Below are 15,680 nucleotides of genomic sequence, written 5' to 3' on the forward strand. Positions count from 1 at the left end.
GCGTCGTCAGCTGCAGCGTCCGCTTGCGGCCCTGGCGGTCGGCCTCGGGACCGGCGACCACCTAGCCGAGGAACATGCCGACGAACGACAGCGAGGTGACGTAGGCGATCTGGTCGACCGAGATGCCCCACAGGTCGACCAGCTTGGGGGCGGTGGTAGCGAAGGTGTTGATGTCCGCGAACTCGAAGAAGTAGGCGAACGACACGGCGAGCAGGGTGACTTTGTGGAACCGGGAGACCGGCAGCCGGTCCAGCCGGTTCAGCGCGTTGGCATGCTGCATGACGGGGTCCTTGTCGCGGGGATCGGGGACGGCGACGGCCGCAGCGGCGGCCGGGAGAGGGCGCGGCTCACCGGTCGCCGGGCCAGTACAGGCGGGTCGGGTTGTCCACCAGCAGCCGGCGTCGCTGCTCCTCGGTCACGGCGATCCGCCGTACGTGGTCGACGAGGAGGCCGTCGTCGGGCATGTGGCCGGTGAGGTTGGGATGCGGCCAGTCGGTGCCCCACAGCACGCGGTCGCCGAACTCCTCGACGACGCGGCGGGAGAAGGGAAGGACGTCGGCGTAGGGCTCGCGCTCCCCGTCCAGCGCGGCGGGTCCGCTCACGCTCAGCCGCTCGGGACAGGACACCTTGACCCACACCTCGCCCCGGTCGGTGAAGCGCAGGAAACGCGAGAACTCGGGACCGTCCACCGGCTTCGTCACGTCCGGGCGCCCCATGTGGTCCACGACCAACGGCGTGGGCAAGGAGGTGAAGAAGTCCGCCAGTTCGGGCAGGTCGGCGCTCTCGAAGTAGAGGACGACGTGCCAGCCGAGCGGGGCGATCCGCCGCGCGATCGTACGCAGGGCGTCCTTGGGCGACGCGTCGACCAGCCGGCGCACGAAGTTGAACCGCACCCCGCGCACGCCCGCCGCGTCCAGCGCCCGCAGCTCGGCGTCGGTGACGTCCGGCCGGACGGTCGCGACACCGCGCGCCCGCCCGCCGCTCGCCCGTACCGCGTCGAGCATGGCGCTGTTGTCGGCACCGTGACAGGTGGCCTGCACGATCACCTGACGGCCGATGCCGAGATGGTCGCGGAGGGCGAAGAGCCGGTCCCTGCCCGCGTCGCAGGGCGTGTACTTGCGCTCCGGGGCGAACGGGAAGTCGGCCTGCGGACCGAATACGTGACAGTGGGCGTCGACCGTGCCGGGCGGCAGCCGGAAGGCGGGCTTGGACGGGGCCGGGTGCCAGTCCAGCCAGCCGGGGGACTTGGGAGCGAGGGCGGTCATGTCAGCGCCCCTGTCGCTTCAGCAGCGCGTCCAGGCGCGGGTACACCGAGCGTGCGTTGTGCTCCTGTACGGCGGCGACCTGCTCCGCGGGCAGGGCGGAGGACTCGACGTAGCGCCGGGTGTCGTCGAAGTGGTGGCCCGTGCACGGGTCGACGTCCCGCACGGCGCCGATCATCTCGGAGGCGAACAGCACGTTGCGGGCCGGGACCACGTCGAGCAGCAGGTCGATGCCGGGCTGGTGGTATACGCAGGTGTCGAAGAAGACGTTGCCGAGGACGTGCTCCTCCAGCGGCGGTTTGCCCAGCGCCATGGCCAGACCGCGGAACCGGCCCCAGTGGTACGGCACCGCCCCGCCGCCGTGCGGGAGCACCAGCCGCAGGGTGGGGAAGTCCGCGAACAGGTCTCCCTGCACCAGCTGCATGAAGGCCGTGGTGTCGGCGTTGAGGTAGTGCGCGCCGGTGGTGTGGAAGGCCGGGTTCACGCTCGTGCTGACGTGGACCATCGCCGGGACGTCGTACTCGACCAGCTTCTCGTAGAGCGGGTACCAGGAGCGGTCGGTGAGCGGGGGAGCGGTCCAGTGGCCGCCCGAGGGGTCGGGGTTGAGGTTCACCGCGACCGCGCCGTACTCCTCGACGCAGCGCGTCAGCTCCGGGAGGCAGGTGGCCGGGTCGACGCCCGGCGACTGCGGCAGCATCGCGGCCGGGACGAAACGCTCGGGGTGGAGACCGGCGACGCGGTGGCACAGCTCGTTGCAGAGCGCCGCCCACGCGGCCGAGGTGCGGAAGTCACCCACGTGGTGCGCCATGAACGACGCCCGGGGCGAGAAGACGGTCACGTCGATGCCGCGCTCGTCCATCATCCGCAACTGGTTCGGCTCGACGCTCTCGCGCAGTTCGTCGTCACTGATCCGCAGGTCGGCGGGCGCGGGCGCCGCCGCGGAGCCGGCCAGGGCGGCGATCTGCCGCTCCCGCCAGGCGGCCAGGGCCGGCGGGGCGGTGGTGTAGTGACCGTGACAGTCGATGATCATGGGCTGCGTCCTCCGGGTCGGGTCGTCGTCGACCGCGGCAGCCTCTCCCGGGCCGCCCGGAGGCCGGGAGTCGACCGGACACAGAACTAACCTCCCCTTAACAAGCGCGCCGCCCCGACCGTCCACCCCGCGGACCAGGCGAAACGCGCGGCCGACCGTGGTCTACATTCGGACGCGGACATCCGGACGCAGGCATTCCGACGTGGACACCGCGACCTGGAAGGGAGGCGGCAGGATGCAGATACTGCTGGCCGAGGACGACGACGGCGTCGCCGGAGCGCTCGTGGAGGTCCTGTACGACCACGGCCACATCACCCGGCGGGTCACCCGCGGCAGGGACGTGCTGACCTACCACCGCAGCTCGGACCTGCTCCTCCTCGACCTCGGCCTGCCCGACGTGGACGGCCTGGAGGTGCTGCGCAGGCTGCGGGCGGTCAGCGACCTGTCCGTGCTGGTGCTCACCGCGCGCGGCGACGAGCGCTCCGTGGTGCGGGGACTGCGGCTCGGCGCCGACGACTACCTCGTCAAGCCGGTGCGGCTGACCGAGCTGCTGGCCCGCATCGAGGCCGTCACCCGGCGCACGGCCGCAGCCCGGGCGCCGCGCACCGCCCGGACCGTGCGCGTCGGTGACGTGGAGATCGCGCTGGACGCCCGGCAGGTCCGCGTCGACGGGGCGGAGGTGGAGCTGACCACCAAGGAGTTCGACGTCCTCGCCGCGCTGGCCCGCCGGGCCGGAACGGCGGTCAGCCGTGAGCAGGTCCTCGACGAGGTGTGGGGCGACGCCTACCACGCCGTGTCCCGCTCCCTGGACGTACACCTCACCCAGCTCCGCGCCAAGCTGGGCCGCCCGGAGCTGCTCACCACGATCCGGGGCTTCGGCTTCCGACTCGGCGACTGAGGACCGCGCGTGCGCACCCGGGTACAGACCGTGCTGCTGCTCTTCGGCGTGCTGGCGGTGGCCGCCTTCGCCGTCCCGCTGCTGCTGTTCACCGCCTCCGACCGCACCCAGCAGCTCGTCCTCGCCCGCAGCTCCGACCTGGACCGCTTCGCGTCCCTCATGGACCGGGCGGCGGGCAACGGCGACACCTCGGCGATCGCCGCCGAGGCCCGGCGCTACACCCAGCTCTACGGCGAACCCCTCGTCGTCACCGACACCCGCGGCCACCCCGTCGTGCAGACCGGCGGCATGCGGGCCGCCGACCCCGCCGTAGCCCGGCTGGTCGACGCGGCCCTGCGCAACCAGAGCGCGCACCCGCGCGCCGCCCTGCGTCCCTGGTCCCGCGGGCACCGCATGTTCGCGACGCCGGCGGGCACCGGCACCCAGATCTCCGGCGCCGTGGTGCTGCGCGCCGACGTGGACACCGCCGCCGGGGACATCGCCCGGCGCTGGACCGCCGTCCTGGCAGGCACCGCGCTGGTCGCGCTCGCCTGCACGGTACTGGCCCGGGCGGCGACCCGGTGGGTGGTCAGTCCGCTGCGCCGGCTCGACCGCGCGGTCGGGGAGCTGGCGGCGGGGCTCCCGCCCGAGCACACCGCGCCCGGCGGCCCGCCGGGGCAGCGCGGCGCCGCCTCCGTCGGCGGACCGCCCGAGCTGCGCCAGCTCGCCACCGGCTTCAACCGCATGGCCCGCACCGTCACCGCCGCACTGGAACAGCAGCGCAGGCTGGTCGCCGACACCTCCCACCAGATGCGCAATCCCATGGCGGCCCTCCGGCTGCGGGTGGACGCCCTCCAGACCCACCTGCCGCCCACCGGCGAGCGCACCTACGCCGGGGTCAACACCGAACTCGACCGGCTGGAGACGCTGCTCGACGACATCCTGGCCCTCGCCGCCGCCGAGCACCGGGCCGGGGAGCTCACGGTCACCGACGACCCGGGCGCCCACTGCGACGCCGCCGAGGTCACGCTGGGCCGGCACCGGCTGTGGGAACCGGTCGCGCGCCGCGCCGCGGTCCGCCTCACCGCCGAGGCGGCCGGGCCGGTCCCGGCCGCCTGCACCGACCGCGAACTGGCCCAGGTGACGGACGTCCTGCTGGACAACGCGATCAAGTACGCGGGCGGCGGCGCCCACGTCCGGCTGCGCTGCGCCGCCGAGGGCCCCTGCGCGGTCGTCACCGTCACCGACGACGGCCCCGGACTGCGGGCGGAGGAGATCGACCGGGCCACCACCCGGTTCTGGCGCTCGGGCCGCCAGGCCGGGACGTCCGGCACGGGCCTGGGCCTCGCCATCGCCGAGCAACTCCTGGCGGGCCGCGGCGGCCGCCTCGAACTGACCCAGGCGCACCCGCGCGGCCTGCGGACCCGCGCCGTCGTCCCGGGTGTGCCCGCCGAAGGAGAGGCCCGGTGACGCGGCGTACCGCGCCGCGGTCGGCCCTCGCGGGTGTCCTCGGTGCCGAGCCCGGGTACGGCGGGAGTCCGGCGGCGGCGCGTTCCCGGAGCGCGCGGTCCGGTGTCGCGGCGGGCACCGCGCCGACGAAGGAGGAGGCCCGGTGAACCGGCGCGGCGTCCTGCGGGCCGCGTTCGGCACCGCCGCCGCGGGCGCCCTCGGCGGTGTGCTCGCCGGTGACCTCGCGCAGGGGCGCTCCGGACCGGACGGGGTGCTGCGGCTGGCCACCGGCGAGCCGACCGCCTTCTACGCCGCCTTCGGCCGGCTCCTCGCCGGCCAGGTGGAGGCGGCTCACCCCGGGCTGCGCTGCCGTGTCCGCACCACCGCCGGGAGCATCACCAACATCGAACTGCTCCGCGACGGCGAGGCCGATCTCGGCCTCGTCCTCACCGACACGGCCCGTGCCGCCCAGGGGACCGGGCTCTTCCCGCGGCCGGTGCCCCTGAGGGCGATCGGACGGGTCTACGAGACGTACCTCCAGTTCGCCGTACGCGCCGACGCCCCCGTGCGCAGCGTGGCCGACCTGGCCGGGCACCCCGTCTCGCTGGGCGCCGTCGGTTCCGGCGCGGCCCACCTCGGCGCCCGGCTGCTGAGCGCCGCGGGCCTGGAACCCGGCACCGACGTCCCGGTACGGCACCTGCGTCTGGCCGACGCGGCGGCGGCCCTGCGGGCGGGCTCCGTGGTCGGACTGCTGGTCGCGGGCGGTGTGCCGCTGCCCACCCTCTCCGACCTGGACCGCGAACCCGGCCTGCGCTTCCTGCCGCTGGCCGGTCTCCTGCCCGGCCTCGCCGGCGGCCGGGACGGCATGGCCGCCTCGGGACTGGAGGAGGTGTCCCTGCCGCAGAGCGCGTACCGCGCCTCGGCCGGTGTCGCGACCGTCGGCGTCTCCAACCTGCTGGTGTGCCGCCCCGACCTGGACCCCGCCCTCGCCGGCACCCTCACCCGCCTGCTGGTGCGACGCGCCCCCGCCTTCGTGCCCGACCACGCCGTCGGCGCCCAGTTCCTCGACGTCCGCAGCCTCATCGGCACCGGCGGCGTGCCGTTGCACCCGGGAGCGGTCGCGGCGTACCGGTCGCTGCACGGCTAGAAGCGTCGCCGACCTGCCCGACGTCCGACCGAACGGCGCCCCTGGGCGGGCGGATGCTGTTCTAGAGTGGCTTCCGCCAGTCGCACGACGGACCTGTGAGGTACTCACCAGCTATGACGACCGAAACGTTTGAGTTCCAGGTAGAGGCACGTCAGCTGCTCCAGCTGATGATTCACTCCGTCTACTCGAACAAGGATGTCTTCCTGCGCGAGCTCGTCTCCAACGCCTCCGACGCGCTGGACAAGCTGCGCCTCGCCGCCCTGCGCGACGACGCTCCGGGCGCCGATGTGAGCGACCTGCACGTCGAGTTGGAGGTCGACAAGGACGCGCGCACCCTGACCGTGCGGGACAACGGCATCGGCATGTCGTACGACGAGGTCACCCGGCTGATCGGCACGATCGCCAACTCGGGCACCGCCAAGTTCCTGGAGGAGCTGCGGGAGGCCAAGGACGCGGCCGGGGCCGACGGCCTCATCGGCCAGTTCGGCGTCGGCTTCTACTCGGGCTTCATGGTGGCGGACGAGGTCACCCTGGTCACCCGGCACGCCGGAGAGACCGAGGGCACCCGGTGGACCTCCCGCGGCGAGGGCACGTACACCCTGGAGCGGATCGGCGAGGCCCCGCAGGGCACCGCGGTCACGCTGCACCTCAAGCCGGCCGACGTCGAGAACCAGCTGCACGACTACACCTCCGCGTGGAAGATCAAGGAGATCGTCAAGCGGTACTCGGACTTCATCACCTGGCCGGTCCGCCTGCTGCCGGAACCGGGAGACGACGGCAGCGAGGGTGGCGACGGCAGCGAGGGTGGCGACGGCGACGGTGCCGAGGCCCGCGAGGCCGAGACGCTCAACTCCATGAAGGCCCTGTGGGCGCGCCCGCGCGACGAGGTGTCCGACGACGAGTACCACGAGCTGTACAAGCACATCGCCCACGACTGGCGCGACCCGCTGGAGACGATCCGGCTCCAGGCCGAGGGCACCTTCGAGTACCAGGCCCTGCTCTTCGTGCCCTCGCACGCCCCGCACGACCTGTTCACCCAGGGCTACCAGCGCGGCGTCCAGCTCTACGTGAAGCGCGTCTTCATCATGGACGACTGCGAGGAACTGCTGCCGCCGCACCTCCGCTTCGTCAAGGGCGTCGTCGACGCGCAGGACCTCTCGCTCAACGTCTCCCGCGAGATCCTCCAGCAGGACCGCCACATCCGGATGATCCAGCGCCGGCTGACCAAGAAGGTCCTCTCGACGGTCAAGGACCTCAGGACCTCCGCGCCGGACCGCTACGCCACGTTCTGGCGCGAGTTCGGCGCGGTGCTCAAGGAAGGCCTGGTGACCGACTCCGAGAACCGGGACGCGATCCTCGCCGCCTGCTCGTTCGCCTCCACCCACGACGCCGACGAGCCCACCGCGCTCAAGGACTACGTGGAGCGGATGAAGGACGGTCAGGACGACATCTACTACATGACGGGCGAGTCCCGGCAGGCCATCGAGAACTCCCCGCACATGGAGGCGTTCCGGGCCAAGGGCGTGGAGGTCCTCCTGCTCACCGACGCCGTCGACGAGGTCTGGGTCGACGCGGTGGGGGAGTACGAGGGCAAGACGCTGCGCTCGGTGGCCAAGGGGGAGATCGACCTCTCCGGCACCGAGGCGGACAAGAGCGACGCCGAGAAGGAGAAGCAGGGCGAGGAGTACGCCGGGCTGCTCGGCTGGATGACGGAGCACCTGGGCGAGGAGGTCAAGGAGGTCCGGCTCTCCGCCCGCCTCACCGTCTCCCCGGCGTGCGTCGTCTCCGACGCGGGTGAGCTGACGCCCGCCCTGGAGAACATGTACCGGGCGATGGGCCAGGAGGTGCCCGGCGCCAAGCGGATCCTGGAGCTCAACCCGGAGCACCAGCTGGTGAAGTCCCTGAACCGGGCCTGGACCGACCGGCAGGACCGCGCGGAGCTGACCGAGACCGCCGAACTGCTGCACGCCCTCGCGGTGCTCGCCGAGGGCGGCCGGCCCAAGGAGCCCGCCCGCTTCGTGCAGCTGATGGCGGACCGCCTGGAGCGCACGCTGTAACCGGCCTGCAGGACCCGGCAAGAAGCAGAGAGACACAGAAGGACACAGAAGGACACGGGCTCCACGCCGTCCCGCCATCCGCATGGCGAGACGGCGTGGCATCCGGAGCACGCTCCTCCGTATCTTCGTACGCATGTATGCATCGGCTCCGCTGCTGTGCCTCGCGCTCTTCGCGTGCTCGGCGTGGTGCGTCGACGACGGCCTCTGTCGCCGCTGACCCTCCGGACCGGCCGCGCTCCCCGCGCCGCCGGTCCGCCCGCGTCCGCCGTCCCCGTGCACACCACCCCGGAGATCCTTCCGTGACCACCGCACCCCCGGCCGGGTCCGCCCCGGCCGCGCCGCCGCGCGCGCCCGCCGCCCTGTTCACCCCCTCGCCCACCTCCTCGGCCCGGCCAGAGGCGCCGCCCCCGCCGCCGGTGCGGCGGACGCCGCTCGCCGTGTCCGGGCTGCTCGCCGCCGCCCTGACCGCGTACGTGTGGTCCGCGCACGGCGCCAAGCCCGGCGTGCTGCTCCTGCTCGGCCTCGGCCTGGGCGTCGCCCTCTTCCACTCCCGGTTCGGCTTCACCTCCGCCTGGCGGCAGCTGGTCGCCGTCGGCAACGGGACCGGGCTGCGGGCGCACGCCCTGCTCCTCGGCACCACGGCCACCCTGTTCGCGCTCGTCATCGGTACGCAGACCGGGCTGTTCGGCTCCCAGCCCGCGCCGTCCGCCGGGCCGATCGGCGTCGGCCTGTTCGCCGGTTCCGCGCTCTTCGCGATCGGCATGCAGCTCGGCGGCGCCTGCGCCTCGGGCACGCTCTTCGCGGTCGGCTCGGGGCAGACGTCGATCGTGCTGACCCTGGGCGGCTTCGTCGCGGGCGCCACGCTGGCCGCCTGGCAGTTCGACCTGTGGAAGGACCTCCCGGCCTGGGAGCCCGTCGTGCTGTCCGAGCACATCGGCTGGTTCGGCTCCTGGGCCGTGACCGTCGCCGCACTGCTCCTCGTGGTGCTGGTCAGCCGACGGATCCAGGCCCGCCGCAACCCGCCGCCGCTGGGCGCCGTGCCCTCGGCCCGCCGGGCAGTCGTCCGTGCCCTCCGCGGGTCCTGGCCGCTCGCCGTCGGCGCCCTCGCGCTGGCCGTGCTCGGCGCGGGCGTCCTGCTGGTCTCCGGCGGCGCCTGGGGTGTCACAAGCGCCTTCAGCCTGTGGGGCTCGGAGCTGGTCGGCGCGCTCGGCGGCCACCCGGAGAACTGGACCTGGTGGCAGCGGCCCGGCAACGCCGAGATGCTGGCCGGTCCGGTGCTCGCCGACAAGACCAGCCTCACCGACATCGGCATCATGATCGGCGCGGCCGTGGCCGCCTCGCTCGGCGGCACCTGGGCGCTGCACCGGGGCATCCCCTGGCGTACCGCCGTGGCGGCGGTGCTCGGCGGTGTGCTGATGGGCGTCGGCGCCCGGCTGGCCGGCGGCTGCAACATCGGCGCCTACCTGGCGGGCATCGCCTCCGGCAGCCTCAGCGGGTGGCTGTGGGGCGCCTTCGCGCTGGCCGGCACCTGGGTGGGCCTCAAACTGCGGCCCCTGTTCGGCCTGGGCAACCCCAAGCCGGGCGACGGCGTCTGCTGACGGGGGACGCCCGTGCGGCGCGGGGGTCAGGCCCGCGCCGCACGGGCCGCTGAGGGGCGCCGTTTCCCTAGGGAGCGGGCCGGTCCGTGGTGGTGATCCGGGCGATGGCCTCCAGGGTGAGGTCGCGGCCGTGCGGCTCACGCGCCAGGGCACGGTGCAGCGTCAGGCCCTCGATGAGGGCGTCCAGCTGGCGGGCGGTGTCGGGGTCGAAGTGCTTCTCCAGGTGGACGCGGCTGCGGCTCATCCATTCGTGGGTCAGCTCCCGGTAGGCCGGTTGCCGCGCGGCGAGCGTGTACAGCTCCTGGGTGAGCACCAGGTCGCGCTGGCTGTCCTCGGACAGCTCGTGCACGAGGTCGGCCACCGCGGTCCGGGCCTCGTCGCGGTCGGCGGCGGCGCCGAGATGCTCGTCGAACACCGCGACGATGTGGTCGGTGAACCGGCCGAACGCCTCCCGCAGCAGCTCCTCGATGCCGCTGAAGTGGTACGTCATCGAGCCGAGCGGTACCCCCGCGCGCTGCGCGATCCTGCGGTGGGAGACGCGGGCGATGCCCTCCTCGGCGATCAGGTCGAGGGTGGCCGCGAGGATGCGTTCCCGCCGCTGCGGATCCGTGTGTCCGGTTGCCATGGGAGCAGACTTACACGTTCCGCACCGGCCGGGCGGGGTTGCCGACCGCCACGACGTTCGCCGGCACGTCCTTGGTGACGACCGCACCGGCGCCGATGACGGAGTTGTCCCCGATGGTGACGCCCGGCAGCACGATCGCGCCGCCGCCCAGCCAGACGTTGTCACCGATGACGATCGGGCGGGCCGCCTCCAGCTTGTCCCGCCGGGGTCCGGGCTCCAGGGGGTGGGTGGGGGTGAGCAGCTGGACGTTCGGCCCGATCTGGCAGTCCTCGCCGATGGTGATCGCGGCGACGTCCAGCGCCGTCAGGTTGTAGTTGACGAAGGTGCGCGCGCCGACGGTGATGTTGCTGCCGTAGTCGACGTACAGCGGCGGCCGCACATGTGCCTCGGCGCCCAGGGAGCCGAGCAGTTCGGCGAGGAGCGGTCGCGCCGCCTCCGCGTCCTCGGCGTAGGCGGCCTGGTAGCGGGCGGCCAGCCGCACCGCCTGCTGCTGCCTGCGGGCGATCTCCGGATCGTCGGCGATGTAGAGGTCGCCCGCCTGCATGCGTTCGAGGTTGGTGCGGGAGTCGCCCGCGAAGTGGTCCGTCGGCATGCGTCCGATCGTACCCCTGAAAGCGTACGAACGTACACTCCCGGTGTGTCGCGTCGCCCCGCGGTACGGCTCAGCCGCGCCGGGGGCGGAGCACTCCGGCGCACAGCAGCACGAGGAGCCCCGCGAGCGGCACCACCAGCAGGCCCACCCGCAGGCTCGTCGCGTCGGCGACCAGTCCGACGACCGGCGGCGAGAGCAGGAAGCCGAGCCGCATCAGCCAGGAGACGAGGGTCAGCCCCGACCCGGGCTTGAGGCCGGGCAGCTCGTCGGCCTCGTGCATGGCCGCCGGCACCAGCGTCGCCACCCCGAATCCGGCCGCGGCGAACCCGAGGACCGTGCCCGGCACCGTCGGCACGGCCAGCGCCAGGCCCATGCCGACCGCGGCGATCAGGGCGCCGGAGCGGGCCACCGCACGCTGGCCGAAGCGGTCCACGAGCCGGTCGCCGACGATCCGGCCGACGAACTGCGCGCCGACCAGGGCGACGTAGCCGGACGCGGCCAGCGCCGCCGTCGCGTGCAGCGAGTCGGAGAGGTAGAGGGTGGCCCAGGACATGCCCGCGTCCTCGACGAGGGTGCCGGCCGTGGCGATGAGGACGAGCGCGGCCAGCACCCAGCCGGTGCGCGGGCCCGCCGCCGGGGCTCGCGTAGGCAGTGGCGCGCGGTCCCCGGCGCCGGTCGCCGCGGCCGGTTCGGTCTCGGTCTCGGCCTCAGGGCCCGGCAGGCAGTAGCGCAGGGCGACGCAGGCCGCCACCGCGAACACCGCGGCGGAGAAGAGCAGGTGCGGGCCCCGTGCGACGCCGAGTGCGATGGCGGCGGCGGCCATGGACCCGCCGGTGACGGCGCCGATGGACCAGATGGCGTGGAAGGAGTTGATGATGGAACGTCCGTAACGGCGCTGCACCCGCAGGCCGTGGGCGTTCTGCGCGACGTCGGTGAAGGCGTCCATCGCCCCCGCCAGGAACAGCGCCCCCGCGAACACCATGACCGAGTCCGCGAGTCCGGCGGCGAGGATGCCCACGCCGGTCAGCAGCGTGCCGCCGACCGCGACCCGCGCCGAGCCGAACCGGCGCACCAGGATCCCCGCCGCGAGCCCGGCCGTGATGGCTCCCGCCGGGAACGCCGCCACGGCCAGTCCGTAGGCGGCGTTCCCGATGCCGAGGTCCGCCTTGATCTGCGGATACCTCGGCAGCAGGTTGGCGAACAGGGCGCCGTTGGTGAAGAACAGCACGGCGACGGCCAGCCGAGCCCGCCGATCGGCCAGGGCAGGCCGGCGCAGTACGTCAACAGTCATGCGCGGGAGCCTACCCGCCGGGGCGTACGAACGTACACTCCCGGCCGTCCATGGGCGTCCATGGCCGTCCATGGCCGCTCCCGGCCGGAGCAGGCTTCTCAGTGCCCCTTGGCGCACAGGGCCGCGTCCACGGCGCCCTGGAGATGGCGCAGGCTGTCGCCCTCGGCCGCCCACGTCGTGGTGTAGACGGTCACCGTGCCCCGGCCGCCCGTGGCCCGGCCGCCGCCCACCGAACCGCCGGGCAGGTCGCCGCCGTGGCCCCAGTAGACGCCGCCGCAGCTGAGCGGGATGGAGGCGACGCCGTAGCCGTAGCGACTGCCCGCCGGGTAGACGTCGCGGCCGCCGATGTCGGTGGTGTCCCGCGTCATCAGGCGCACCGCCCAGCCGGGCAGCAGGCGGCCGCCGAACAGGCCGTCCCAGAAGGCGTTCAGGTCGACGGGGGTGGACACCAGGCCGCCGGACGCGCCGAACTCGTAACCCGGCAGCTCGGTCACGTCCACCCTCCCGTCCTGCGGGTGCGCGGGGTGCACGCCGTAGTTCCGGGCGTGCGGGCCGCGCAGGTCCAGCTCGCCGGGCGCGGGCCAGTACGTGTCGTCCAGGTGCAGCGGGCGCAGGATCGTGCGCTCCACGTATGTGCGGAAGCCGACCCCGGACACCTCGTCGATCACCATGCCGAGGACCAGGTAATTGGTGTTCGAGTAGCCCCAGTCCGTGCCGGGCTCGAAGACGGGCTCCGCGTCGAGCGCCAGGGCCAGGTACTCCTCTGGCGTCCCCGGCCGGGTCCAGTCCACCAGCGCCGAGTACTCCGGCAGCCCGCTGGTCTGCTTCAGCAACTGCCGTACGGTGATGGGGCTGTCGGCCAGCTGCGGCAGGTAGGAGCCCGCACGGTCGCCGAGGCCCAGGCGGCCGTCCGCCACCAGCCGCAGCACCGCGGTCGCGGTGAACGCCTTGGTGTCGCTGGCGAGCCGGAACCTGCCCCGCTCGTCGGTCATTGCCCGGCCCGATTCCAGGTCGGCGACGCCCGAAGTGCGTGTCGTCCTGCCGTCGTACGCGAGTGCGCCCGGTACGCCGTCGCGTGCGGTGAGCAGGTCCAGTTGACGCTGTACGGGGTCGGGGCGGTGGGCCGGGTGGGCGGCCGCCGCGGGCGCGAACGCCCCGGTGAGCGCGGCGGCGAGCAGGACTGCGGCGGCGAGGCGCCTGCGGCGCATGTGTCTTCCCCCTGTTCGTGGCCGCCCGACTGCGGCGGGCGGACGGTGTCCGTTCACCGACGACCCTCTCAGGGCCGGGAAGGAAGAGCAGTGGGACTGACCCCCGGCCCGGGGGTGTCACCAACACCCCCGCCACCCGCCCGCCAACACCCCCTCGCGCAGCCGCGTCCGGCCTCAGCCGAGCAGGTCGGCGACGAGCACGGCGAACTCCTCGGGGGTGGCCAGCCGGACGCCGAGCTGCTCCGCCTTGGCCCGCTTCGAACCCGCTCCCTCGCCCGCGACGACGAGTGACGTGTTCTTGGAGACGCTGGAGGACGAGCGTCCGCCGGCCCGCTCGACGAGTTCGTTCATCTCGTTGCGGCTGAGCCGCTCCAGGTCGCCGGTCATCGCGCCGGTGACGACCACCTTCATGCCCGCCAGCGGGCCGTCGTCCGCCGCCGCGGCGGGCGTCGCCCCGTCCTCGCCGTCCGTGTCGGCGGGCGGGGGCGGGGTCGCGCCGGGCTCGGTCATGTTGACACCGGCGGCGGCGAGCCTGTCGATGAGCGGGGCGAGTTCGGCGATCTCCGCGACGACGGAGGGGGCCTTCTCCACCCCGATGCCGTCGACCCGCTGCATGGCCTCGGCGTCGGCGCCCCGTATGTGGTCCATGGTGGCGAAGTACCGGGCGATGCGCCGGGACATGGACCGGCCGGTGCCCCGGACACCCAGCGCGCACAGCACCCGGGACAGCGGCTGCTCCTTGGCCCGGGCGAGCGCGGCGAGCAGGTTGTCGGTGCTGGTCTCGCCCATCCGCTCCAGGGCGAGCAACTGCTCGCGCCGGAGCAGGAACAGGTCGGCCAGGTCGGTGACGAGCCCCGCCTCGACGAGCTGGACGACCCGGGTGGTGCCGAGCCCCTCGATGTCGAGCTGGTCCCGCCCCGCGGCATAGGCGAGGGAGGCGACCAGGTGGCAGTTGCGGCCCTGCGCGCACCGCCAGCGCTCCTCGCTCGTGTCGATGTCCGAGCCGCAGCGCGGACACGCCTCGGGGAAGACGATGGGCTGTTCCTCGCCCGTCCGCAGATGTGCGACCGGCGCCTCGATGCGCGGGATGACGTCACCGGCGCGGTGCACCATGACGTGGTCGCCCAGCCGCAGACCGCGACGGGTGATGTCGGCCGGATTGTGCAGTGTGGCGTACGTGATCGTGGAGCCCTCGATGACCACCGGCTCCAGGACGCCGCGCGGCGCGACGATGCCGGTACGGCCGACGTTCCACTCCACCTCCAGCAGCCGGGTGATCTTCTCCACGGTCGGGAGCTTGTACGCGATCGCCCACCGCGGCGCCCGCGAGCCCGACCCGGCGGCCCGCCGGTCCGCGGCGAGGTCGGCCTTGACGACGATCCCGTCGATGCCGAACGGCAGCTCGGCACGGAGCGCGGCGATCTCCTGGACCCGCGCCACCACCTGCTCGGGCGTCTCCACAACCACGTCCGGCACCGCGGTCCCGGCGCTGGTGTGCACGCCGAGCCCGGCCGCCGTCTCCATCAGCTCGCTGTACGGCAGCTCCTCCAGCCGCCCCGCGAGCGCCGTGTCGGTGCCGGGCAGGGCCAGCAGGCCGTACCCGAAGAACGTCATCGGCACCGTGTAGGCGCGCTCCTTCGCCCGCAGGGTGCCCGCGGCCGCGTTGCGCGGATTGGCGAAGGGCTGTCCGCCGTGCTGGATGCGCACCTCGTTGGCGTGCTCGAACTGGGCCGTCGTCATCAGGATCTCGCCGCGTACCTCGACGGTCACCGGCTCGGCCAGCGTCCCGGGCAGCCCCTCCACGGTGCCGATCGCGTGCGAGACGTCCTCACCGGCAGTGCCGTCGCCCCGGGTGATCAGCCGGGTGAGGCGGCCCTCCCGGTAGCGGGCGGCGACGGCGAGGCCGTCCAGCTTGGGGCCCACGCTGAACCGCGTGACCTCGCGGTCGATGCGCCGGGCCAGGGACGCCGTCCAGGCGGTGAACTCCTCCGGCGAGAACACGTTGTCCAGGCTCAGCATCGGCACCGTGTGCGGCACGTCCCCCTCGGCCGCGCCGCCGGCGACCTTGCCGGTGGGGGAGCCGGGCAGCACCTCGCCGGGGTGCTCGGCCTCCCACGCGGCGATCCCTCTCGCCAGCCGGTCGTAGGCGTCGTCGTCCAGCGGGGAGGAGCCGCCCGCGTAGTAGGCGGCGGCCGCGCGCGCGGCGTCCTCGACCGCCTGGGCGTAGGCGGTGGCGTCGACGATCACTGCTGCAGGAGTAGTCATGGCCCAGATCATGCCGCCCACCACTGACAACGGGTCCGCCCCGGCGCGCGGCGGCCGCTCCGCTTGCGGAGCCGCCGACATGGGGTTTCGGTGGAATCGACTCGCCACCGCCCCAGGAGCTGTCATGTCGATGTCGTCGTTCGGATTCGGTGCGTCCGATCCGTTCAGTGAGCTGTTCAACCGGTTCTTCGGAACGTCGCCCGCCTCCTCGCCCCCGGCGGTGCAGCGGGTGCCGATCGGACGGCTGCTGACCGAGTCCTCGCAGGAGCTCCTCAACCT

13 protein-coding genes and 1 pseudogene are annotated in these 15,680 nt (G+C 73.6%); 6 read left to right on the forward strand and 8 right to left on the reverse strand.

What is annotated here, in order from left to right; translation table 11 throughout:
• The 3 genes and pseudogenes from ACFV9J_RS40015 to ACFV9J_RS40025 all read right to left on the reverse strand — a co-directional run.
• Positions 1-280 (reverse strand): annotated as a pseudogene (locus tag ACFV9J_RS40015) (MFS transporter); the annotation flags it as partial.
• Between the two features lie 67 nt (positions 281-347).
• Positions 348-1,265: an amidohydrolase family protein gene (locus ACFV9J_RS40020; RefSeq protein ID WP_385363094.1), complete on the reverse strand. Its 918-nt coding sequence runs from the start codon at positions 1,263-1,265 to the stop codon at positions 348-350.
• A 1-nt stretch (position 1,266) separates the two neighbouring features.
• Positions 1,267-2,292 carry an amidohydrolase family protein gene (locus tag ACFV9J_RS40025; protein WP_385363096.1) on the reverse strand — a complete coding sequence of 342 codons (1,026 nt, stop codon included), beginning with the start codon at positions 2,290-2,292 and terminating at the stop codon, positions 1,267-1,269.
• A gap of 235 nt (positions 2,293-2,527) precedes the next feature.
• Here ACFV9J_RS40025 and ACFV9J_RS40030 point away from each other — a divergent pair, with 235 nt between their 5' ends.
• The 6 genes from ACFV9J_RS40030 (at position 2,528) to ACFV9J_RS40055 (ending at position 9,420) form a co-directional block, all read left to right on the forward strand.
• The gene (locus ACFV9J_RS40030; protein ID WP_127892624.1) at positions 2,528-3,190 is read left to right on the forward strand and encodes a response regulator transcription factor; all 663 of its coding nucleotides are present in this window, start codon (positions 2,528-2,530) and stop codon (positions 3,188-3,190) included.
• A 9-nt stretch (positions 3,191-3,199) separates the two neighbouring features.
• Positions 3,200-4,639 (forward strand): sensor histidine kinase, encoded by a 1,440-nt coding sequence (locus tag ACFV9J_RS40035; RefSeq protein WP_385363099.1) that lies wholly within the window; start codon positions 3,200-3,202, stop codon positions 4,637-4,639.
• Entirely contained in the window at positions 4,636-4,785 is a 150-nt protein-coding gene (locus ACFV9J_RS40040) for a hypothetical protein (protein WP_385363101.1), read from the forward strand. The genes ACFV9J_RS40035 and ACFV9J_RS40040 overlap by 4 nt, the downstream gene beginning before the upstream one ends.
• Positions 4,782-5,765 (forward strand): TAXI family TRAP transporter solute-binding subunit, encoded by a 984-nt coding sequence (locus ACFV9J_RS40045; protein WP_385363103.1) that lies wholly within the window; start codon positions 4,782-4,784, stop codon positions 5,763-5,765. Before ACFV9J_RS40040 ends, ACFV9J_RS40045 begins: the two co-directional genes overlap by 4 nt.
• A gap of 113 nt (positions 5,766-5,878) precedes the next feature.
• Positions 5,879-7,822, forward strand: a complete 1,944-nt coding sequence (htpG, locus tag ACFV9J_RS40050; protein ID WP_385363105.1) for a molecular chaperone HtpG — start codon at positions 5,879-5,881, stop codon at positions 7,820-7,822.
• 299 nt (positions 7,823-8,121) lie between these two features.
• On the forward strand, positions 8,122-9,420 hold the full coding sequence (locus tag ACFV9J_RS40055) for a YeeE/YedE family protein (RefSeq protein ID WP_385363107.1): 1,299 nt from the start codon (positions 8,122-8,124) through the stop codon (positions 9,418-9,420).
• A gap of 67 nt (positions 9,421-9,487) precedes the next feature.
• Here ACFV9J_RS40055 and ACFV9J_RS40060 read toward each other — a convergent pair whose 3' ends face one another.
• The 5 genes from ACFV9J_RS40060 to ligA form a co-directional block, all read right to left on the reverse strand.
• Positions 9,488-10,045, reverse strand: coding sequence for a TetR/AcrR family transcriptional regulator (locus ACFV9J_RS40060; RefSeq protein ID WP_385363109.1), 558 nt, complete (start codon positions 10,043-10,045; stop codon positions 9,488-9,490).
• A 10-nt stretch (positions 10,046-10,055) separates the two neighbouring features.
• Entirely contained in the window at positions 10,056-10,637 is a 582-nt protein-coding gene (locus tag ACFV9J_RS40065) for a sugar O-acetyltransferase (RefSeq protein ID WP_159328274.1), read from the reverse strand.
• Positions 10,638-10,707: 70 nt separating this feature from the next.
• The gene (locus ACFV9J_RS40070; RefSeq protein ID WP_385363111.1) at positions 10,708-11,928 is read right to left on the reverse strand and encodes an MFS transporter; all 1,221 of its coding nucleotides are present in this window, start codon (positions 11,926-11,928) and stop codon (positions 10,708-10,710) included.
• A 98-nt stretch (positions 11,929-12,026) separates the two neighbouring features.
• Positions 12,027-13,136, reverse strand: a complete 1,110-nt coding sequence (locus ACFV9J_RS40075; protein ID WP_385363113.1) for a serine hydrolase domain-containing protein — start codon at positions 13,134-13,136, stop codon at positions 12,027-12,029.
• A 174-nt stretch (positions 13,137-13,310) separates the two neighbouring features.
• Positions 13,311-15,401: an NAD-dependent DNA ligase LigA gene (ligA, locus tag ACFV9J_RS40080; protein WP_385363115.1), complete on the reverse strand. Its 2,091-nt coding sequence runs from the start codon at positions 15,399-15,401 to the stop codon at positions 13,311-13,313.
• Between the last annotated feature and the right edge of the window lie 279 nt (positions 15,402-15,680).

The organism is Streptomyces sp. NPDC059906 (assembly GCF_042730645.1).
Lineage (GTDB): Bacteria > Actinomycetota > Actinomycetes > Streptomycetales > Streptomycetaceae > Streptomyces > Streptomyces rubrogriseus.